This window comes from Clostridia bacterium, from assembly GCA_026414765.1.
Lineage (GTDB): Bacteria > Bacillota > Clostridia > Acetivibrionales > DSM-27016 > SKW86.
On sequence record JAOAIJ010000043.1, the window covers coordinates 278,549 to 298,823 of the forward strand.

At 36.9% G+C, this 20,275-nt stretch carries 20 protein-coding genes and 1 other annotated feature; of the genes, 13 read left to right on the forward strand and 7 right to left on the reverse strand.

The window, feature by feature from the left end; all coding sequences use genetic code 11:
• The first annotated feature begins 11 nt into the window (after positions 1 to 11).
• From cpaB to N3I35_17550, 7 genes are all read left to right on the forward strand, one after another.
• Positions 12 to 749: a Flp pilus assembly protein CpaB gene (gene cpaB / locus N3I35_17520; GenBank protein ID MCX8131882.1), complete on the forward strand. Its 738-nt coding sequence runs from the start codon at positions 12 to 14 to the stop codon at positions 747 to 749.
• A 46-nt stretch (positions 750 to 795) separates the two neighbouring features.
• Positions 796 to 1,995, forward strand: a complete 1,200-nt coding sequence (locus N3I35_17525; GenBank protein ID MCX8131883.1) for a response regulator — start codon at positions 796 to 798, stop codon at positions 1,993 to 1,995.
• Between the two features lie 30 nt (positions 1,996 to 2,025).
• A complete protein-coding gene (locus N3I35_17530; protein MCX8131884.1) occupies positions 2,026 to 3,390 on the forward strand; it encodes a CpaF family protein in 1,365 nt (454 codons plus the stop codon).
• Positions 3,391 to 3,407: 17 nt separating this feature from the next.
• The gene (locus tag N3I35_17535; GenBank protein MCX8131885.1) at positions 3,408 to 4,391 is read left to right on the forward strand and encodes a type II secretion system F family protein; all 984 of its coding nucleotides are present in this window, start codon (positions 3,408 to 3,410) and stop codon (positions 4,389 to 4,391) included.
• A 41-nt stretch (positions 4,392 to 4,432) separates the two neighbouring features.
• The gene (locus N3I35_17540) at positions 4,433 to 5,353 is read left to right on the forward strand and encodes a type II secretion system F family protein (GenBank protein MCX8131886.1); all 921 of its coding nucleotides are present in this window, start codon (positions 4,433 to 4,435) and stop codon (positions 5,351 to 5,353) included.
• A gap of 145 nt (positions 5,354 to 5,498) precedes the next feature.
• Positions 5,499 to 5,749, forward strand: a binding site (T-box leader).
• A 115-nt stretch (positions 5,750 to 5,864) separates the two neighbouring features.
• Positions 5,865 to 7,529 carry an AMP-binding protein gene (locus N3I35_17545; GenBank protein ID MCX8131887.1) on the forward strand — a complete coding sequence of 555 codons (1,665 nt, stop codon included), beginning with the start codon at positions 5,865 to 5,867 and terminating at the stop codon, positions 7,527 to 7,529.
• Positions 7,530 to 7,688: 159 nt separating this feature from the next.
• Entirely contained in the window at positions 7,689 to 7,955 is a 267-nt protein-coding gene (locus tag N3I35_17550) for a hypothetical protein (protein ID MCX8131888.1), read from the forward strand.
• A 277-nt stretch (positions 7,956 to 8,232) separates the two neighbouring features.
• Here N3I35_17550 and N3I35_17555 read toward each other — a convergent pair whose 3' ends face one another.
• Together N3I35_17555 and N3I35_17560 are read right to left on the reverse strand one after the other, a co-directional pair.
• Positions 8,233 to 8,943, reverse strand: a complete 711-nt coding sequence (locus N3I35_17555; protein ID MCX8131889.1) for a zinc dependent phospholipase C family protein — start codon at positions 8,941 to 8,943, stop codon at positions 8,233 to 8,235.
• A gap of 40 nt (positions 8,944 to 8,983) precedes the next feature.
• Positions 8,984 to 9,841 carry a cation diffusion facilitator family transporter gene (locus N3I35_17560; protein MCX8131890.1) on the reverse strand — a complete coding sequence of 286 codons (858 nt, stop codon included), beginning with the start codon at positions 9,839 to 9,841 and terminating at the stop codon, positions 8,984 to 8,986.
• A 161-nt stretch (positions 9,842 to 10,002) separates the two neighbouring features.
• Here N3I35_17560 and N3I35_17565 point away from each other — a divergent pair, with 161 nt between their 5' ends.
• Entirely contained in the window at positions 10,003 to 11,310 is a 1,308-nt protein-coding gene (locus tag N3I35_17565; GenBank protein MCX8131891.1) for a glycoside hydrolase family 3 protein, read from the forward strand.
• 41 nt (positions 11,311 to 11,351) lie between these two features.
• Here N3I35_17565 and N3I35_17570 read toward each other — a convergent pair whose 3' ends face one another.
• The 3 genes from N3I35_17570 to N3I35_17580 form a co-directional block, all read right to left on the reverse strand.
• Positions 11,352 to 12,929, reverse strand: coding sequence for a DUF362 domain-containing protein (locus N3I35_17570; protein MCX8131892.1), 1,578 nt, complete (start codon positions 12,927 to 12,929; stop codon positions 11,352 to 11,354).
• Between the two features lie 169 nt (positions 12,930 to 13,098).
• Positions 13,099 to 14,268, reverse strand: coding sequence for a class I SAM-dependent rRNA methyltransferase (locus N3I35_17575; GenBank protein MCX8131893.1), 1,170 nt, complete (start codon positions 14,266 to 14,268; stop codon positions 13,099 to 13,101).
• 69 nt (positions 14,269 to 14,337) lie between these two features.
• Positions 14,338 to 14,727 carry an Hsp20/alpha crystallin family protein gene (locus N3I35_17580; GenBank protein ID MCX8131894.1) on the reverse strand — a complete coding sequence of 130 codons (390 nt, stop codon included), beginning with the start codon at positions 14,725 to 14,727 and terminating at the stop codon, positions 14,338 to 14,340.
• A 276-nt stretch (positions 14,728 to 15,003) separates the two neighbouring features.
• On the opposite strand from N3I35_17580, the gene N3I35_17585 reads away from it, so the two are divergent.
• Complete coding sequence (locus tag N3I35_17585) at positions 15,004 to 16,143, forward strand: DUF5667 domain-containing protein (GenBank protein MCX8131895.1); 1,140 nt, start codon at positions 15,004 to 15,006, stop codon at positions 16,141 to 16,143.
• Positions 16,144 to 16,192: 49 nt separating this feature from the next.
• On the opposite strand, the gene N3I35_17590 is transcribed toward N3I35_17585, so the two are convergent.
• Positions 16,193 to 16,414, reverse strand: coding sequence for a DUF896 domain-containing protein (locus tag N3I35_17590; GenBank protein ID MCX8131896.1), 222 nt, complete (start codon positions 16,412 to 16,414; stop codon positions 16,193 to 16,195).
• Between the two features lie 270 nt (positions 16,415 to 16,684).
• Here N3I35_17590 and N3I35_17595 point away from each other — a divergent pair, with 270 nt between their 5' ends.
• Positions 16,685 to 16,987: an ATPase gene (locus N3I35_17595; GenBank protein ID MCX8131897.1), complete on the forward strand. Its 303-nt coding sequence runs from the start codon at positions 16,685 to 16,687 to the stop codon at positions 16,985 to 16,987.
• A gap of 23 nt (positions 16,988 to 17,010) precedes the next feature.
• Here the strand turns inward: N3I35_17595 and N3I35_17600 are convergent, their stop codons facing one another.
• On the reverse strand, positions 17,011 to 17,601 hold the full coding sequence (locus N3I35_17600) for a TetR/AcrR family transcriptional regulator (GenBank protein ID MCX8131898.1): 591 nt from the start codon (positions 17,599 to 17,601) through the stop codon (positions 17,011 to 17,013).
• A 123-nt stretch (positions 17,602 to 17,724) separates the two neighbouring features.
• On the opposite strand from N3I35_17600, the gene N3I35_17605 reads away from it, so the two are divergent.
• The 3 genes from N3I35_17605 to N3I35_17615 all read left to right on the forward strand — a co-directional run bounded on the left by N3I35_17605 (position 17,725) and on the right by N3I35_17615 (position 20,195).
• Positions 17,725 to 18,792: an alpha/beta hydrolase gene (locus N3I35_17605; protein MCX8131899.1), complete on the forward strand. Its 1,068-nt coding sequence runs from the start codon at positions 17,725 to 17,727 to the stop codon at positions 18,790 to 18,792.
• A gap of 27 nt (positions 18,793 to 18,819) precedes the next feature.
• Positions 18,820 to 19,935 (forward strand): prolyl oligopeptidase family serine peptidase, encoded by a 1,116-nt coding sequence (locus N3I35_17610; protein MCX8131900.1) that lies wholly within the window; start codon positions 18,820 to 18,822, stop codon positions 19,933 to 19,935.
• 131 nt (positions 19,936 to 20,066) lie between these two features.
• Positions 20,067 to 20,195 carry a hypothetical protein gene (locus N3I35_17615; GenBank protein MCX8131901.1) on the forward strand — a complete coding sequence of 43 codons (129 nt, stop codon included), beginning with the start codon at positions 20,067 to 20,069 and terminating at the stop codon, positions 20,193 to 20,195.
• Positions 20,196 to 20,275 lie beyond the last annotated feature (80 nt).

Sequence of the window (20,275 nt, forward strand, 5' to 3'; positions counted from 1 at the left end):
GGGGGATACTTATGGAATCTGTAAATAAGAAAGTAATATTTTTAGCATTGATTATGGCTCTGGTTACTTCATTTTTAGTTTATACGTACGTAAAGAAGGCTACTACAAAGCCGGAAACTGTCGAATATACCAAAGTTTATGTTGCAGCTAAAACCATGCCTGCAAAATATAAAGTACAGGAAGATGATCTGAAGGAGGCAAAGGTAACCAGAGAACTTGTAAATGTCAGCGCTGTATTGAATAAGGCAGATATTATCGGAAAGAGAATAAAAGACAGAATAATAGAAGGCGAGCAGATTTTAAGAGATAGATTGGTAGAAGATAAGATGCTGAACCTTGCCTACAATGTCCCTGATGGAAAAAGAGCGGTAAGTATAGCAGTTACGGAAGAAATACAGGTTGCAAATCTTATCAAGCCTGATGATATGGTTGATGTAGTAGCAAGCTTTGAGTTCGACAAGGATGAAGGAACTATAAAAGTAACAAGGACTATTGTACAAAATGTCCAAATCCTTGCTTTAGGACAGGAAATGACAGTTTCAGAGGAAAAAAAGGAAGAGCTTCCCAAAACTGTGACACTTGCTGTATCACCCTCTGATGCAGAGAAAGTAATATATGCAGCGGAATTTGGTAGGATAAGGCTTGCCTTAAGAAATGCAGAAGATAAAAGACAGTCGAATCCGGAAGGCGTTATAAAGAAAGATATTATGCCAAATAAAGCATTGATGCAGGGAGCTGCCAAACAATAAACATAAATAAACCCGCAGACGATGGATGGTTAAGGGGGAGAATGGTATGGAAAAGATTAAAATAGTTATTGTAGATGATACAGAAGAAACAAGAAATAATATTAAGGCCCTGTTATCCTTTGAAAAGCGGATAGAGGTCATCGGAGAAGCGGAAAATGGGGAGGAAGCCGTATTTATAACACAGGAAGCAAGGCCTGATATAGTTCTTATGGATATAAACATGCCGGTAATGGATGGTATAAGGGCCACAGAAGAAATCTCTCTGAATGTGCCTGAAACAACGGTTATTATTATGTCTGTGCAAGGGGAAAATGAGTACATGAGAAAGGCTATGACGGCAGGTGCAAGAGATTTTCTGAACAAGCCTTTTTCTGGTGACGATCTGGTGAGGACAATTATTAAAACTTATGAAATTGAACACAAGAGAAGAGAGCATACTGTTGTGCAAAAGGATATAGAGGTAGTAAAGTCAAAAGTCATAACGGTATTCAGTACTAAAGGCGGAGTAGGAAAAACTACGATAGCCTCAAATCTGGCAGTAAGTCTGGCTAGAGCAACAAAAAAGAAAGTTGCTTTAGTAGATCTGGACCTGCAATTTGGTGATGTGGCAATTATGCTTAATGTATCGGTAAAAAATACTATCAGTGACCTTATTAAGGAAATTAACCAGCTAGATGAAGATCTGATGGATGAATACCTGGTAACACACTTTTCTGGGGTGCGGGTACTTGCAGCACCTGTCAAACCTGAGTATGCAGAGTACATAACAGCGATGCATATAGAAAAGATAATCAATACCTTAAAGGCAAGTAATCATTACATAGTGATCGATACCTCTGCAAGCTTCCACGAAACTGTACTTGCGTCTCTTGACATGTCTGATAGGATACTGATGATCTCAACATTGGACCTTCCAACTATTAAGAACATAAAATCCGGTCTGGACGTAATGGATTCCCTGCATTACCCCAAGGATAAAATAAAAGTTATATTGAATAAGGCGTCTGAGCAATATGGTATAAAATACAAGGATTTTGAAAATACAATTAAGCATCCTATCTGGTCGCTTATACCAGAAGACAGCCAGACTGTCATAACATCAGCCAATAAAGGATTTCCTTTCGTAATGACAAGAACAGAAACAAAGGTAGCTAAAGCAATAACCACAATGGCCGGAGAAATAATAAATGAAAAAGAAATTTCAGAAAAGGATGGCAGTATATTCAAGAAGATATTCGGACTATAAAATGCTGGGACTTTGACGGGGGTGTTTGTCATGTCGCTTATGGAAAGGCTGCAAAAGGAAAGAATCACGGAAACCAGTGAAAATAAAAGCCAGAAGGTGAAAAAGGTACAATCACTTCAAAAGGAAGATCCTTTCCAGGATATAAAGGAAAAGATTCATATAAAAATCATAGATGAAATAAAAGCTGATACACTAAAATCAATAGATCAGGAAAATGGAGAAGAAGAACTTGAACAGGAAATCACAGCTATTGTTGAAAATGTATTGAATGAAGAGGGAACGTACATTTCAAAGGCTGAAAGGCAAAAGATCATCTCTGAAATAATAGATGAGACTATTGGGTTTGGTCCGATAAATCCTTTGATTCAAGACCCCGCGGTATCTGAAATAATGGTAAACGGACCTGATATGGTATATGTTGAAAAGAAGGGAAAGCTGGTTTTAAGCGATGTAAATTTTAAGGATGATCAGCATGTGATGCATGTTATTGAAAAAATTGTTGCTCCTCTAGGCAGGAGAATCGATGAGAGTTCTCCTATGGTCGACGCGAGACTTCCAAACGGTTCGCGCGTAAACATAATCATTCCTCCATTGGCATTGAACGGACCAACTATTACGATAAGAAAATTTTCTGATAAGCCTTATACTGTAAAAGACCTGATAAACTTCGGGACAATAACTCCAAATCTGGCTATGTTTCTGAAAGCTTGTGTAGAAGCAAGACTTAACATAGTAGTTTCGGGAGGTACCGGCAGCGGTAAGACAACAACTCTGAATGTCATTTCATCCTTTATCCCTGAAGATGAAAGGATAGTTACTATAGAGGATGCAGCCGAACTGCAGCTCAGGCAGGAGCACATAGTAAAACTTGAAACGCGTCCTGCCAATATAGAGGGAAAAGGTGCAGTCACAATAAGAGATCTGGTAAGAAACTCGCTCCGTATGCGTCCTGACAGGATTGTAGTAGGTGAGGTAAGGAGCGGAGAGGCTCTTGATATGCTTCAGGCTATGAATACAGGCCATGACGGCTCTCTGACTACCGGACATGCCAATACCCCAAGAGATATGCTCGCAAGGCTAGAAACAATGGTGCTTATGGCGGGAATGGATCTGCCTGTCAGAGCTATAAGGGAGCAGATAGCATCTGCTGTTGACCTGATAGTGCAGCAGTCCAGATTAAGGGACGGAAGCAGGAGAATAACACATATTACTGAAGTACTGGGCATGGAAGGTGAAGTAATAACCCTTCAGGATTTATTCATTTTCAGGCAGACAGGAAAGGATGAGAAGGGGAAGATAACGGGAGAAATCGTACCTACAGGAATAAAACCCAGGTTTCTTGACAAGTTTGAAAGAGCAGGCATCGGGATACCACAGGATTTGTTTATTCCGTAAAAACAGGAGGTATTGCTATGTTGCAATTGATTGCAGTAGCTACATTTATTACAGTAATAATGTTTTTATTTCCTATTCTTAAGGTTCTGGCAGTAAAAAAGAACTCTATAAACAGGATAAAAAAATATATTAACATGGAGGAATTAAGGGAAGAAAAGAAGAAAAGCAGTAATAAGGAGCTTAAAATCGGATTTGGTATTATCTCAAAGAAAATAGGAAATGCGCGTTTCCTGGATGGGTATAAAAAGAATATACAGATGAAGCTGACTAGAGCTCATATACTTCTCAAACCTGAAGAATACATTACAGTATGCTTGTTTTTTTTCACCGCTGCAGCCCTTGTTACTTTTCTCATAACAAGTAAAGAAGCATTTAATAGAGCCATTCTCCTTTCCGTGGGGGCAGGTATGATTGGGTGGTTGCTCCCCACGTTTTTTTTAAAGTCAAAAATAAAGAGAAGGTTAAAACAACTCAATGATCAGCTTTGTGATGCTATTACACTGATATCCAATTCGCTGAAAGCAGGTTACAGTTTTTTTCAAGCAGTTGATACAGTAGCGAAGGAAATGAACGGCCCTATTTCTGATGAATTTTTATTAATGCAAAAAGAGGTAAACCTGGGTACGACAACGGAAAAGGCATTGGAAAATCTGGTAGCCCGTGTCGACAGTGATGATCTGGAACTTGTTGTGACAGCTGTATTGATTCAAAGACAGGTCGGTGGAAATCTGTCGGAAGTCCTGGACAACATATCAACTACGATCAGGGAGAGAATCAAAATAAAGGGTGAAATAAGAACGGTTACCGCTCAGGGAAGAATGTCCGGGATCATAATATCATTATTACCTCCGGCGCTCGGACTGATACTTTTTGTAGTAAATCCTCAGCATGTGGGGATGCTGTTCAATAACCCTATAGGCTTGGGAATACTGGTATTTTCAATATTTATGGAGCTTATAGGCATTTATTTCATAACTCAGATTGTAAAAATTGATGTATAGGCAGATGATAATCAAATATTAGCATTTTGGGGGATGATTCTATGCTTCTGTTTTTGACAGTTACAATGACATTTATGACAGTTTACTTCGTTTTTTATACAGTCATCAAAACACTTTTCAGAAATAAAAATACGATTGGGATCAGACTGGAGAAGATATCCAAAGAGGATATGAAGAGTAATGACAGTGAGCTAAACCAGCCTCTGTTCATCCGTATAATAAAACCTGTACTGGATGATATAAGCAAGACCATACTTAAAATAACTCCCAAAGAGTTTGTAAATGCCTTTGATAAAAAGGTGATAATGGCAGGAAATCCATTTAATCTAACTGTAAAAGACTGGATCAACTTTCAGGTTGTAATCATATTATGCCTTCCCTTGCTGTCAATTGCACTGGGTTATTACAGAGATATGGAAGTAAGAAGTATTTTGTTTCTGATAATGGTAGAAATTTCTCTTGGTTTGATCCTTCCAAATCTTATACTAAACAAAAAAGTTGCTGACAGGCAAAAGAGTATACGGAATTCACTTCCCGACATATTGGATTTGCTTACGGTAAGTGTAGAAGCAGGACTGGGGTTTGATGGTGCCCTAGCTAGAGTAATTGAGAAAATGCCCGGTCCTCTTGCAACAGAATTTGGCGGAGTGCTGCAGGAAATCAAGGTGGGAAAGCAGAAAAGGGATGCACTAAGAGATATGGCTGAAAGGGTTGGGGTACAGGATCTTACGACATTTATAAGTTCAATAATCCAGGCGGATCAACTAGGGGTCAGTATAGGTAATGTACTGAGAATACAGTCAGAGCAAATGAGACAGAAAAGGAGACAGAGGGCACAGGAAAAAGCCATGAAGGCCCCGGTAAAGATGTTGATTCCCATGATACTTTTCATTTTTCCGACTATTTTTTCCGTACTGATTGGTCCGGTAATAATCAATATTGCTAATATGCTTATGAAATAACACGTTTATTGATGTTGAAATAAAAATTGTATAATTCTTAAAACATTTTATTGACACCAAATATAGTTGCATAGTAATATATTGAATAATAGGCGATAGGCCAAGGGCAGTTGCGTCTGAAATGTCCTGGCTTATTTTTATAAGTAATAAGGCTATGAAGGGGATAAGTAATCAAAGGATTTCTCAAGAGAGTTGCCGGTTGGTGTAAGGCAATGAATGACTTGATGAAGCTCACCCTGGAGTTTTCGACTGAAAGCTGATGCACATCTGTCTTAAGGCGGGTGCAGCTGCAAGTAGTTCGGACGGAATCTACCGTTAACAGAATTCGAGAGGACACAGCATATACTGTGTCAAACAGAGTGGTACCGCGGAGGATATAAACCTTTCGTCTCTTTTTACAGGAGATGAGAGGCTTTTTTATTTAGTAATGCTTAAGTGTTTGTAATTTGTTAATTAAATTAATAAATAAACTTTATAAAAATTAATCTATTTTGTAAATTGGGGGATTGCAATGAAGGAGTTAATAAAAATTACTGTAGGTGATTTACTAGATCAGATGGCTGACAGGTATCCGGACCATGATGCAGTTCTATACACTGACAGACCTTTTAGAAAAACATACTCCGAATTCAGAGATTTATGTAATGTAGTAGCAAAGGGCTTTATTGCAATGGGAGTAAAAAAGGGCGACCATGTTGCAGTATGGGCTACTAATTATCCGGAGTGGCTGCTGGCAATGTTTGCAACTGCGAAAATCGGAGCAGTGTTGGTTACAGTAAATACGAACTATAAGATTTTTGAGGCAGAATACCTTTTAAGACAATCGGATTCCAGTACACTTATTCTCATAGAAGGTTTTAAAGATTGCAACTATGTCGATATCATTAATGAGTTGTGTCCAGAACTGAAGAATATTGAACCCGGAAAACTCAATTCATCCAATCTTCCTTTCTTGAAAAATGTTATTTATGTAGGGGATAAAAATCACCCAGGCATGTTCAACTGGGATGAACTGTACAAGCTTGCCGACACAATAAGCGACGAAGAACTGAAAACAAGACAGTCCAGCCTTGATATCCATGATGTTATAAACATGCAGTATACATCAGGTACTACAGGCTTCCCCAAGGGAGTCATGCTTACCCATTACAATATAGTAAATAATGGTATGTGTATTGGTGACTGCATGAATCTTACCAGCGAAGACAAGCTATGCATACCTGTGCCGTTTTTCCACTGCTTTGGGTGTGTGCTTGGTATTATGGCTTGTGTAACTCATGGGACAACTATGGTCCCGATAGAGTATTATCAGCCGCTCAAGGTTATGGAGGCAATTCAGACTGAGAAGTGTACTGCAGTACACGGAGTGCCTACAATGTTTATTGCCATGCTTGAGCATCCAGAATTCAACAGGTTTGATTTCTCAAGTCTCAGAACGGGTATAATGGCAGGTTCACCATGTCCTATCAAGGTAATGAAGCAGGTAGTGGATATGATGAATATGAGTGAAATAACAATAGCTTATGGGCAAACGGAAGCTTCTCCTGTTTGCACACAGACAAGAGTGGATGACAGTATAGACTTGAGGGTTGCGACAGTGGGAAGAGCACTTCCTTTTGTTGAAGCAAAAATCATCAATCCTGAAACAAACGAAGAAGTTCCTCATGGTGTCGCAGGTGAGTTTGTGGCAAGGGGCTATAATGTAATGAAAGGCTATTACAAAATGGGAGAAGCAACAGCACAAGCTATAGACAGTGAAGGCTGGCTCCATACAGGTGATCTTGCAACTATGGATGAAAACGGATATTTTAAAATAACCGGACGTATCAAGGATATGATTATAAGGGGTGGAGAAAACATCTATCCTAAGGAAATAGAAGAATTTCTCTACACCCATCCTAAAGTGAAGGATGTCCAGGTAATCGGTGTTCCCAGCAAGGAATACGGTGAAGAGGTTATGGCTTATATTATCCTTAAAGAGGGAGAAGTGTTGACAGAAGACGAAGTAAAGGCTTTTGTAAAAGGTAATATGGCGCGTCATAAAGTACCTAAATATGTTAAGTTTATTGACACTTTTCCAATGACTGCAAGCGGAAAGATTCAGAAGTACAAGTTAAGGGAGATGGCTATAGAAGAACTGAACCTTCAAGATGCAGCGTCTATAGAGACTGCATAAAAATACTTGACAATATAAATGAAATCTTGTTGATGCAAATAAAAACTATGATATAATTATTGTAAAAAAAGGGATTATTTATTAACTCTATTATTTGACGAAATATTCCAAGAATAATAAACATTAATAAATCAAACTAATTATCATCAGGGGGTTTATATGCTTCGACAGGCAGATCCTTACGAAAAAATAATTTTTGATATTATAAAAGAATATAACCATAGATTTTATTACGAGGGAATTTACAGAGTAGTAGATGAAGATCAGTTTAAAGTAAAGATTGAAAAACATAAGGAAGAAATGGTAGGACACGCTTACGTTACTTTTCCGGATAATGACCATATAGAATATGAGGTAAGGTATAACCGGATAGTTAACTTGAGTGAAGGCTACACCTTAATGATTCCAAAAGTAAAGGCACTATAGAAATAGAATTGTATTACAGCTACGTACGGCGTGAAGCCGGTATGTAGTTTTTTTTTGCAAACAAATAAAAAATGCGTATATTAATTTGAAATATGTAAATAATTATTAATGCCTCACAAAATACATTTTGACCCCCTAAAAAGTGTCCCGATGGTGATGTTTACGTCTGGGACACTTTTTGTTGAAATGAACAGACATATGATAAAAATAATAATATAGGTGAAATAATGTATTGGCTTTTTTCATTTATGATAAAGCTTTGGCTGATTACAAAGGATTAATCAGCGTGTTTGAAAATATCTTTATAGTATCTTATAAAACACCCTGCAGTCGTTTTTTGGGCAAGAGGAAGAGTGAATTTGGTAATGGTATAGTACCTTTTTTCATTCTCTTGTATTTCTTTAAGTTTAGAGTATATCTTTATAGCATTACGTGCATTACACTTAACTGCTTCTTCAATATTTTCAATATAGTAGCCTCCTTTGAAAACAGCAAATTCGGGAGTGCTGAGATATGTTCTTTTAATGAAATTTTCATACTGCCTGTGGTTATCCAGAAGACGGATATTGGCGTGCTGGGGAACAGTCATATCCTGAACAAGGTGTACTGCTGCACCAAGGTAAAATGTAGAGGTGTTTGCGTCACCTTCATACCAATATCGCAACGCTTTGCCATAGTAATCCAAAGCCAGGGACAAAGCATTATTATTACCGTATAGCCCCTTATTTTTGGAAGGGCTGTAGAAATGACCTGAACTTTTAAAGTTCTGGTCAGCCCATGTTACTCCTTCATTCAGTTGGGGAATATAGTCGCTAAAAAAACTGTACGCATCGATGTAGTTATCATTTTTTATGATTTCCAGTGCCTGTAAATTTATAAATTTGTGAATTTCACATTCAGTTTGAATTATGATTTTTTTAAATGGATTTGCAGCAGCCATCATATATTTCATAACAAAACCATAAGTTTTTTCGAATGTATCTTTCATTATTTATACCTCTTCTACTTGTTTGAATTATATTTTGTTTTTATGCTGGATTTATATGAACTATAACATCCTTTATGTTCTTGCAGGTTTTTACCTTTTCCTTAATACGGGCTGCTATACTATGACCTTCATTTACTGACAATGTGCCGTTGACCGATACTTTGGCAATAACTATGAAACCTATTCCAACCGGCTTTGCACTTATGTTGTCGATATGATCCACTCCATCAATAGATTCTATAGCTTTGTATATGTCATCCCTGTATGTTTCATCAAAGTTTGTATCCATCAGTACTTTATATGCGCCATAGAAAATCCTTACTCCTGTAAACGCTATCCAAAGAGAAATGAAGATACCTATTATACCATCAAACCAGTATATGCCAGCCTGACTCATGAAGATCCCTATAAGTGTTGATGCGGTTACAAATACATCATTCCTATGATCTTCGGAATTTGCAAGTATAAGCAGACTGTCATGACTTTTGCCTGCACTGCGTGTATATAAAAACAATATGAGTTTAAGTATTATGGTAATAGAAGCAACAGCGACTAACCACCATGAAAATACCAGCTGAGCACGGTTAATTATTGAACTCAGGGAATTCATAAATATTTTATAGGCAACAAGCAGCAGTGAAAAGCTAACGATCATTGAAAAAATATATTCGGCCTTTCCATGTCCGAAGGGATGATTTTTATCTTCAGGACGGCTTGCTATCTTATTACCTGTATACGTCATTGTTGAGGCAAAAACGTCTCCGGCACTGTTAAAACCGTCAGCTATCATTGCCTGACTTTTGCTGATAAACCCTATAGCAAGCTTTATAGATAGCAGAAAAACATTTGTACCTATTCCTAAAACAGCTATTTTTCTTGTTAACCGGTAACGATCCATTCTTTACTCCTGCAAACGAAAAAATAGAATAAACTAGCTTAACTTATTATCTGGATTTTTTATATAAAATAAAACAGCCAAAAATATCTATAAATTTTCACTATGAGAAAATATCAATAAATGGCATAATATAATTATCAAAGAAAAATAAGGAGTTGCTAATGAGACAGGGAACAACTATTTTTTTATCAGTGATTATGACATTTTTCCTCTTCGCAGGTTGCAGTTCAAATAATAAGGGAATTGCTGATAATGATACAAGTATTGCACAGGAAGATGGAAATAAGAAGGAGAGCAGCAGTAATGCTATATTACCGCGTAATACCGATATAGCAGAAAAGCTGTTTGAAAATATGACACTTGAGGAAAAAGTAGGACAGATATTTATCATGTCTCTCCGTAACTTTGAACGGTATCCGCAAATTATTGAAATGAATCAAGATGTAATGAAAAGGATAAAGGATAACCATTTGGGAGGCGTAATACTTTTTGCAGAAAATATTACGACTATCCCTCAAACCAAAAAGCTGATTGCTGATGTAAAAGCTGCAAGCAAAATTCCTTTGTTCATGGCAGTGGACGAAGAGGGCGGGGCTACCAGCAGACTTGGCAAAAAACCGTTAATGCATTCTACCAGACTACCGGATAGTGCAGTAATAGGCAGGGCAGGTGACAGGGAACTGGCAGAGAAAGCAGGTGCTTTGATTGCAAGGGAAATATTCTCCATTGGATTCAATATGAATTTTGCTCCTGTAGCCGATGTAAATACCAATCCTGAAAACCCTGTAATAGGAAATAGAGCATTCGGGGATAATCCTGAAGTTGTAGCGGAAATGATCAAGGCCGAAGTTCAAGGTATGCAGAAGCAAAATGTGATAGCTGTACTGAAGCATTTTCCCGGACATGGTGATACTTCAACTGATACTCATACAGGGGCAGTTATCATAGAACATGACAGGGAGAGATTGGACAGGATTGAGCTATATCCTTTTAAAGTTGGAATAGAAAATGGAATTCAAGCTATAATGACTGCTCATATACAGCTGCCTAAGATAATAAAAAGTGAAATGCCTGCAACTCTTTCAAAAGAAATTCTGACTGATCTGCTAAGAAATGATATGAAATTTGAGGGTTTGATAATAACTGACGCACTCGAAATGGGAGCTATCTCAGAAAGATGGGGTCCGGCTGAAGCATCAATCCTGGCATTTGAGGCAGGTACAGATATACTTCTGATGCCATTGTCCATTGAGGAAGCATACAAGGGAATGCTGAGTGCTGTAAAAAATGGGAGGATCACAGAAGAAAGGCTTAACGAGTCTGTGAAGCGGATACTCAAGATAAAACAAAAGTGGGGCATACTGGATAATATAGAGAGCGGGCTGGACCCTGAGCAGGTTTTAGGCTGTGAGGAACATTTGAAGATTTCACGGGAAATTCTGGAAAAAGTTGCACGAATAAACAGATAAAATAAAAAAATGTATAAGCACCTTTGGATTCTATGGATTTTTCACTTTATAAATGATGTATTTTTCTCATTGTGATTTAAGTAGCGGTCGTATGTGATAATTCTTAGCATATGACTGCCATTGTCAAGCATGCTTATGTCTTTATTCAGAGAGGCCTGGCCATAATCTGTTATTATTGCTTCCAGCTTATCATCTATATATACTTCTGATTTTATGGATTCTCTTCCTGTGAAAATTTCCAGGCACAGTTTGTTATCAAGTACTGAAAATTTTTTTATTTCCATATCTGGAGGGGTTGTATCTTTAATCGCTGATCCTCCCGAATTCTTATACTTGGTTTTAAAGAATTTTCTTACTACATCTACGTACTTACCAAGTACAGTTATCTTTTTAGTGTCAATATTCCCCATTGAACTGGCATTCAAATACCGGAGGTATTTTGCAGACAAGGGATCCCAACCTGTTACCAGTGCTTCAACTGTATCTACTGCAACTGCATCCTTACCAGCTATAATCAATCTCATATTCATTATATCGTTTACTTCACTATCGCGTTTATAAGGAGCAGGACCGTTTTGAAAGCCTTGGAGGCCATCCATGATAACAAAATCTACAGGTTTACATAAATAATAATCGTGAATCCACCTGTGCAGGTCACTTTTTGAAAAACTGTGGGAAACCATTGCCGTTCTGCTTAGGCTTTTAGGGGACAATCCGTAGATGTTGGCAGGAGTGGCACCTATACTGACGTTTTTTATTCCGCCGGTAACTACTGTTCCCGAGTTGTTTTTAAGACACGGAATACTTATCAGAATATCAGCTTCCTTATACAGCTTATTCAGATAATAGCTTTTGTGAAGAAGTCCGCTGGGTAAATCAACCCTTACAAGGTATGGTGAGGCAAATTCCTGCCATGCGCCGCTGCTTTCTTCCAGTGCAATGAACCCGTCTATGCCGGATATCATCTCATGGGTGTAATTTAAATATTCATACGCTTCTCTGGTTCTGTCGCCAGCAGAACCTTCCATTATATATACTTTCCCTGTAGGATTATACTCCCTTACAAGTTCTGCAACAGCCTTTGCAACTCTCCAGTCAGTTGTTATTCCGTTTACCTCCCTGACAAATCTCTTGCCTGTAATATCACTGTGTATCTGGACGAGATTAGGCTTTAAGACTACTACCTGACCGTCTTTGATGATATCTTTAAAACCTCCGGCAAGACTGACAGCATCCCTTACCATTATTCTGATATCTTCATAAGTGAGGTCTTGAGCATTTTTTTTATCCGATTGTATTACTGATACTATTGATTGACTTGATAGAAGATTTATTTCTGAAACGTCTTTATCTTCTGCAAATTTATCCGATTTGGAAGTAGAAGGATTTGCAGACGCACCTGTATTAGTATCAGGTTTTTGTAGAGCTGATGGAGAAGAAGCAGGTTTTGTATTTTCTGTTTTTACAGTATTGATACTTTTTAATTCCTCTTTTAGTTTCGATTCTTCATATTTGCTAAGGTAGGAACTAAAAAATCCTGAAGAATCCAAAACACATCCTATGGCTAATAATAGGAATATTGAAAGTATTATGCAGGACCAGAGCTTTTTCCTTTTCATAGCAAAACCCTTTAACCCTTTCAATAGTATTGATTCTATTATTGCTTTTATTCATACTTTTATTTAATAAAGAAATATTTATTTCATATTCTTATTATAGCATGAGATAATAAATAAATAGTTACTAAAAAATAAAGAAAAAGGGTTTTGAACCCTTTTCTGTTTGAATTTATACTATTTGCAATATTGCACACTTTAAGTATTCAGTTTCTTCCGAAGCAAGAAGTACAGGGTGATCTTTTGCCTGAGAACGGTATTCTATAAGCCTAACCTTTCTTTTAGCATCTATAGCGGCACTGTAGACTATATCCATGAATAACTCAGGATTTACATGGTGGGAGCAAGAGCATGTTACCAGAAAACCACCGCTGTTTATTATTTTCATTGCTCTCAGATTAATCTCCTTATAGCCTCTTACGGCACCTTCCACAGCATTTCTTGTTTTAGTGAAGGCAGGGGGATCAAGTATTATGGTGTCAAATTTTTCGTTGTTATCATAATACTCTCTGAGTTTGTCAAAGGTATTTGCAGCTTCAAAGCGGCAATTCTCTTCCAGGCCGTTAATTTTTGCGTTATGGGTAGCACATTCTACTGCATGTTCGGATATGTCGATTCCAAGTACATTTCTTGCACCATAGTATGCTGCGTGCAGTGCAAAAGAACCTGTATGGCTGAAGCAGTCCAGAACCTTTGCATTCTTAACCAGTGGAGCTATAGCTGCCCGGTTTTCTTTCTGATCCAGGAAAAAGCCTGTCTTCTGTCCTCCTTCAACATCTACCAGAAATTTCACACCGTTTTCATTCATCAGAACCTTCGTATCAAATTCCTCGGATAGAAAACCTTTACGCTGCTCAAGACCTTCAAGTTCTCTCACCGGTACATCATTTCTTTCATATATGCCTGAAGGCTTGATTATATCATTAAGAATAGCAACTATTTCCTCCTTATAACGGTCTATACCAAGTGCAAGGGTTTGAATGACGAGATAATCGGAAAACTTGTCTACTATGAGAGCAGGTAAGAAATCAGATTCTGCAAAAATAGCTCTGCAGCTGTTAACATCCGCTACCTTTTTTCTATAATCCCATGCGGTCTGAATTCTTTTATACAGAAAATCATAATTGACTTCTTCATGTTCATATGTGAGCATTCTTATAGTAATCTGTGATTTGGGATTTATATAACCCCTTCCGAGAAATTTATTTCTGCTGCTGTATACATCAACCACATCTCCCGGGGTGAATTCACCATCTGTAGAATCAATATCACTTCTGAATATCCAGGGATGTCCGTATTCAACTCTCTTTTCCTTTCCTTTGACCAAAAAAGCTTTAGCCATATATCCTCCGATTGACTCTGATTTTTTTAGTTGATTATACCATAAATCCAGATAAAATATATTGCTTTTTTAGTCCTTTGCCATAACAGGTTCAGTTTTGGGTACTGTAATCGATAGAATACCATCCTTGTATTCTATCCTTGTCTTGTTTGATATGATTTTTATTGGCAGAGGGATTGTCCTTGTAAAGCTATTGCTAAACCGGCCGGTTCTGTAAATATAGTTATCCTTATGAAGAGTGCCTGACCCTGACTGCCAGGTAAGTCTGATAGAATAATCGCTTGCATACACGGAGATATTTTCTCTTAAAGTGTCAGGTATTTCAGCCTTTATAATGATATCGGATTTTGTCTGATAAACGTCTACCCGCGGTGAAGAGGGGAGACTAAAAAATCTAAGCGAAGAGTTTTCATCAAAATTGTCGACAGCCCTGTCAAAATTATTTTTATCTATATTCATAGTAGTCACTCCTTTTTATCAAGAGGAATTATTAATATTATGATTTGTAAAAATCAGTCAAGTATACTGAAACGATAATAGAAACTGCATAAAATAAGGATATCAGGAAGAGCACAGATATTTATTTAGCTTTTATGAAACAGCCACCCCAAAAAAAGCGATTCTAATCCGAATAATATAGCAGAAAGCTTTCTGAAACTAAAATTGAATATTATTGCAATTCCCATAATTATTAAAATGAAAGTTATAGCAGACAAAGTACAGGAGGAGAATATTATGAAGAAGATATCCATAGCTTTGATAATTGCAGTAATGGTGACAATAACAGGAACATCAGGAGCATTCGCAAACACAACAACTACAGTAACTGACAGCAGTACTCCGGCAACAAATGTAACACCGGTACCGGAAACGAGCACAACCGCATCAGCTGTTACTGCACCAGCTATACAGACTACGGAAAATACAATTGCAACACCGTCAGCAGTAACTACTTCAGCTACCACTACTTCTGCAGTAACAGTTGGCAATACGCAGCAGGCAGGAGTTACACCTGATAGTCTGGTATATCCTTTTGAAAGACTCATAGAAAGCGTTCAGGTAGCTCTGACATTTTCTCCCGAAGGCAAGGCAGAATTGCTTGTAAGCTTTGCAAATGAAAGACTGGCTGAAGCGAAAATAATGACAGAAGAAAACAAGGTAAAGCTTGTAGAAAAAGTACTGAACATATATGCAAAAACCATTGCAGAAGCTAATAACCGTATAGAACAGGCAGCTCAAGATAATAAGGATGTAAAAGCTGTACTTGAAGAGATAAAGATAACAGAGGAAAACGGCGATAAAATAGTTATAAAAGCTACAGGTATTATTCCTCAGGATTCGGCGGAATCTCTGAAAACTGCTGTAACTGATGTAGTGAAGAAAACACTGGCAGTGCAGACTTTTGCAACTGCAAAGCAAAATTTTGAAGCGGCAAAATCAAAGGTGACATTGGCAAGGGAAGAATTAAAGGCAGTAGAAAAAACCGGGGATCTTAACGCTATAAAGGCAGCGCAGGAAAAACTACTTTCAGCTGAACAGTATAAAGAAAAGATGGAAGAGGCAAAGGAACAGATAGAGGAATATAAGGAAGAGATTTTAGACCAGCTGAAAACAGATAAAAAGATTGAAGATAACAAAAAGAAGGAAATTGAAAAGTTAGATAAAAAAATAGAAAAATTTGAAAGCCAGGCAAAGAAGCATGCAGATAAAAAAGAAGCAATTGCAAAAAAGATAGAAGAAAAAAATAAAAAAGCAGCAGAAAAAATCAGGGAAAATGCTAAAAAACAAGTAGAGAAGAAAAAAGAAAAGATCGAGAAATTTAAGGAAAAACATGGAAAGTACGACAAAGTCTCTGAAAACATAGAAAATGATTAATAAAAGCAAGCGGCAGTACGGGTGTAGCTCGTACTGCCGCTTGCTTTTATTAATTGCTTTTCTTATCATCCTTGCGTTCCTTCAAATACCTTTTGTTACCATCCTTGTCCACTATTACTACATTGTCCAGTGTGGATTTGAGATTTCCTTTGAAATATTGGATGTATTCCTGTCTAAGTGCCTGTTGTTCTGATTTTTCTTCAGGAGTAAGGCCTGTTGCTTTAGATTTTTTTGCAAGCTCATTTATCCGCTGTATTTTAGTTTGTTCCATTGCTTTATAACCTCCATTAGTATTATAAGTGAAACAAATAAAAAGTGGAAGGGGGTAAGAGATTACAAGGATATAGAAATTGGTAAATCCTGTAAACTACTTGAAATAAAGTATATATAGATTAGTTTCATATCAAGGTAAATGAATATAAATAAAAATATACTCACAAAAAATTCGAAGATGCATATTTTGATAATAGGCTGCTAAATGAAAATGAATATCAAGTATCAAAGATGATACAATATATTATTCGTCTCAATGGAGGGATTGATGATGGCAAGAGGGAATATCAAACATGCATTTCCGGGTGGAAATACTTCTCAAGGCTTTTTCAGCTACTATAACTATATTTTGAGCCAGGAGGAGGCAAACAGGATTATTGTTATCAAGGGTGGTCCGGGGGTAGGAAAATCTTCATTTATGAAAAAGATTGCAGAAGAAATGCTTTGCAGAGGATATGATGTTGAATTCATGCATTGTTCGAGCGATAATAACAGCCTTGACGGAGTCGTCATTCCTGCAATAAAAGTAGCGTTGCTTGATGGTACTGCTCCCCATGTAGTGGTCTCTTAAGTACAATAAACTTCAGTAACTGCTTACTTAATTTGATTAAGTAAACTGATGCCTTTCTCGGTAAGGTTCGGATACAGTATGCCCCATACAATACTTAAAAGTTCTTCATGTTGTGCTGTTTCATCTAATGAAATTTGTTGTATCCAAGACATCATCAATAATACAATTCCTTTTGCCAAACAATTTTGAAATTCTTTGTTTTGGGATACCCTGAATATTTCTTTTTTTTCAAAGTTTTCAATGATCCTGATAAAATGCAGCGTAAGTTCTTTTCTTACCTTTAATTGGAATTCTAATATCTCATGATAGTTTTTTCTCAATTCAATCATATTGCTAAAATAAAAATAGTATTTCTTTTGAAAGTTAAGCATCAGTTTCAATTGCTCATTTAGACCGTTTACATCAACGTCCGATTTTAAATCCAAGGATTTAAAATCTTTATATTGAAGATCAACAATAGAGCAGAGTAAATCAGATTTTTTTTTGTAGTGGTAGGTTATATTACCTACACTTTTATTGGTTGCATCAGCAATATCACGCATGGAGACTGTTGCATACCCATTTTTATTAAATAATTCTATAGCCTTCTCCAAAATTACCTTCTTGGTAGTCATCATATTCCTCCAAAATAATATTTCCATATGTAGAATATCATACTTGACGGATTAGCACAAGTGTACTAAAATAAAATATAGAATTAGTACGAATGTACTATATTATAATAGGAGGGCATGGTAATGAACCTGAATAAACAGGAAATTAATGCAACAATTCGGACTCTCCCTATTGACAGAGCAATCTCTAATGGCCTTGACATTAACGATTTCATTGTACTCATGCATGAATTTGAAAATGGCGGTGACTATGCAGATATTTGTGAAAAATTAGGTGACCGTTCCAGAGACTTAGCTGATAATGCAATAGAGAAGGAACACTTCATGACTGCAAGAACCTTTTACCTTAATGCAGTTGCTGCTTACAGAGTAGGACAATACACAATTATTCCGGATAATGACAAAAAGCTGGGCATGTATAAAAAACTCATAGATTGCTATAGTGAAGCTGCAAAGCTCTTCAATCCGCAAATTGAAAGAATTGAAGTACCATATAAAGGCAGCAAAATGGTTGGATGGCTAAGAATGCCTTTGAATACGTGTGGTAAGGTTCCTATAGTTATTTCAATCGGCGGAGCTGACGGCTGGCGTGAGGAACACCACAATTACAGCAATTATTATGCAGAAAGAGGCATTGCATATCTTATGATTGATGGACCTGGTCAAGGTGAAACAAGATTATTTAACAAGCTGTATATGCAACTGAATAACGAAGAAGCCTTGAATGTAATTATTGAGTATGTATCAAGTGATAACAGGTTCAGCAAAGTAGGAATGATAGGCTACAGTTTCGGAGGATATTTGGTTGCAAGGGTTGCAGCAACCAGCGAAAAGCTGCATGCTTGTGTCATAAATGGAGGCTCATATTTTCCAAAAGAGATAATTAATTTTATTCCTCACTTCAGGATGGTATTTTCTGCAATGATTAACAAGAATGGCATTGAGTTGGAGGAATTTATTAACAATATGACGATGGAAGGCTATGCACACAATATCACGTGTTCACTTTTGGTAAACCATGGCATACCCGATCCCTTATTCAGTTCTAAAGGAGTTGAAAGAATATACAAAGAAGCCAAATCTATTGATAAAACATTAAGGCTTTGGAAAGACGGCAATCATTGTGTTACAAATCATGCAACAGAGACTATAACTATGTTTACAGATTTCTTTATGGACAGACTAAAATAGTGTTATCCAGAGTGGGGAGGAGAATAGATGGTTGATCTAACTTTAAAAGAGAAATTTGCATTCAAGTTTGTTTTCAGCGAGAACAGAGTCTATCACAGATGGTATGGAAGATTCTTATCTTTTGGAATAGATTATGGGAGATTGAGAAGGGTAGTAGCAAGAATAACAAATTGGTTTGAATGGTGTGAACAATGGGATGAAGAAGGTGATTCACTTTTTAAAAAGGCTGAAGAAGCATTAGCTGAAGGGAATGGTCTAAAAGCACGAGCATTATTTCATGAAGCTGTAGGCTGCTATCATACAGGGCAGCATTTATTTTTTATTGATAGCAAACAAAAGGAAAAAACCCAGGAAAAAGCTAGAATAAGCTATCAAAGAGCACTAAGCCTATATGATGAAAAAGAAAGGCCCATAAGAATCGAGATAGACTTTAATGGTGTAAAAATTCCAGGATATCTGAGGCTCTCAGCAGTGCCCGACAGCCCACTTATCATATTTATAAACGGTATGGATAATATTAAAGAGGCTGAAGGAAATTCACAGGGGGCTTTATTCAAACAGAATGGATTTAACTATTTTACATTTGATGGGCCAGGTCAGGGAGAAATGTGGAAGGATATGAAATTCGATATAAAAGAATATCATAAATCAGTATCAGCAATAATTGACTGGTTTGAAAAACATCAGATATACGAAATTGATATGAATAGAATCGGCCTTATTGGTTTTAGCCTGGGCGGGTATTTAGCACCAATGTGTGCAGCACATGACAAACGGGTAAAGTGTGTAGTTGGAAATAGCGGACTTGTATTTATCGGTGGATTGAAAGGATTAAAGAGACTTAATCCGTTATGGCAGCGGGGAGTTACATATATGACCGGATGTGAAACACTTGATAAAGCGGTAGATAAATTTGACTGGGATATTGAACGTGATCCAAACTTATGTGTACCATTACTATTGTATCATGCAGGGAAAGATGAGGTTATGCCCACCCCAAAATTACATGCAGATAAAGTAATAAGGTGGGCAAGGGGAGAAAAAACTCTTAAATATTATGAAAATGCAGAACACTGTACACAGGATTACCTAGATGAGGTATTCCCGGAGATAATAGATTGGTTTAGAAAAAAGCTTAATTGAGAGAAGAAGGTATAAGCTTAACTTTCAATAACAAAATATATATATTAAAAAATATTAGCAATTCAATCCTTTTTTGGAATATAGAAATAGGACAAAAACAGCCCCTCATAAAATATAGAGGGGTTATTTTTATGGAAACAAAATTCGTTCTTGAAGAAGTATTTAAATCTAAAGAAAATGAAGAAAGGAGAAAAAAACTTGAAGATATAGTTATTAATGTAATTAAAATTATGGAACTGCAGGAGCGATGCAGTCTCTAAAATTCTCATTGAATGAATCTGCCTGTTTTAATGAAATTCGTTATGGATAAAATAGGCAGTTATATCTTTTTATTGGGGGA

Bases quoted from the DNA above. Each gene is read 5' to 3' on its own strand.
- N3I35_17600 (MCX8131898.1), bottom strand. From the start codon at position 17,601: ATGACTACCAAGAAGGTAATTTTGGAGAAGGCTATAGAATTATTTAAT.
- N3I35_17595 (MCX8131897.1), top strand. From the start codon at position 16,685: ATGATGGCAAGAGGGAATATCAAACATGCATTTCCGGGTGGAAATACT.
- N3I35_17550 (MCX8131888.1), top strand. From the start codon at position 7,689: ATGCTTCGACAGGCAGATCCTTACGAAAAAATAATTTTTGATATTATA.
- N3I35_17530 (MCX8131884.1), top strand. From the start codon at position 2,026: ATGTCGCTTATGGAAAGGCTGCAAAAGGAAAGAATCACGGAAACCAGT.
- N3I35_17590 (MCX8131896.1), bottom strand. From the start codon at position 16,414: ATGGAACAAACTAAAATACAGCGGATAAATGAGCTTGCAAAAAAATCT.
- N3I35_17565 (MCX8131891.1), top strand. From the start codon at position 10,003: ATGAGACAGGGAACAACTATTTTTTTATCAGTGATTATGACATTTTTC.
- N3I35_17525 (MCX8131883.1), top strand. From the start codon at position 796: ATGGAAAAGATTAAAATAGTTATTGTAGATGATACAGAAGAAACAAGA.
- N3I35_17545 (MCX8131887.1), top strand. From the start codon at position 5,865: ATGAAGGAGTTAATAAAAATTACTGTAGGTGATTTACTAGATCAGATG.
- N3I35_17615 (MCX8131901.1), top strand. From the start codon at position 20,067: ATGGAAACAAAATTCGTTCTTGAAGAAGTATTTAAATCTAAAGAAAAT.
- N3I35_17570 (MCX8131892.1), bottom strand. From the start codon at position 12,929: ATGAAAAGGAAAAAGCTCTGGTCCTGCATAATACTTTCAATATTCCTA.
- N3I35_17575 (MCX8131893.1), bottom strand. From the start codon at position 14,268: ATGGCTAAAGCTTTTTTGGTCAAAGGAAAGGAAAAGAGAGTTGAATAC.
- N3I35_17560 (MCX8131890.1), bottom strand. From the start codon at position 9,841: ATGGATCGTTACCGGTTAACAAGAAAAATAGCTGTTTTAGGAATAGGT.
- N3I35_17585 (MCX8131895.1), top strand. From the start codon at position 15,004: ATGAAGAAGATATCCATAGCTTTGATAATTGCAGTAATGGTGACAATA.
- N3I35_17555 (MCX8131889.1), bottom strand. From the start codon at position 8,943: ATGAAAGATACATTCGAAAAAACTTATGGTTTTGTTATGAAATATATG.
- N3I35_17535 (MCX8131885.1), top strand. From the start codon at position 3,408: ATGTTGCAATTGATTGCAGTAGCTACATTTATTACAGTAATAATGTTT.
- cpaB (MCX8131882.1), top strand. From the start codon at position 12: ATGGAATCTGTAAATAAGAAAGTAATATTTTTAGCATTGATTATGGCT.
- N3I35_17605 (MCX8131899.1), top strand. From the start codon at position 17,725: ATGAACCTGAATAAACAGGAAATTAATGCAACAATTCGGACTCTCCCT.
- N3I35_17540 (MCX8131886.1), top strand. From the start codon at position 4,433: ATGCTTCTGTTTTTGACAGTTACAATGACATTTATGACAGTTTACTTC.
- N3I35_17580 (MCX8131894.1), bottom strand. From the start codon at position 14,727: ATGAATATAGATAAAAATAATTTTGACAGGGCTGTCGACAATTTTGAT.
- N3I35_17610 (MCX8131900.1), top strand. From the start codon at position 18,820: ATGGTTGATCTAACTTTAAAAGAGAAATTTGCATTCAAGTTTGTTTTC.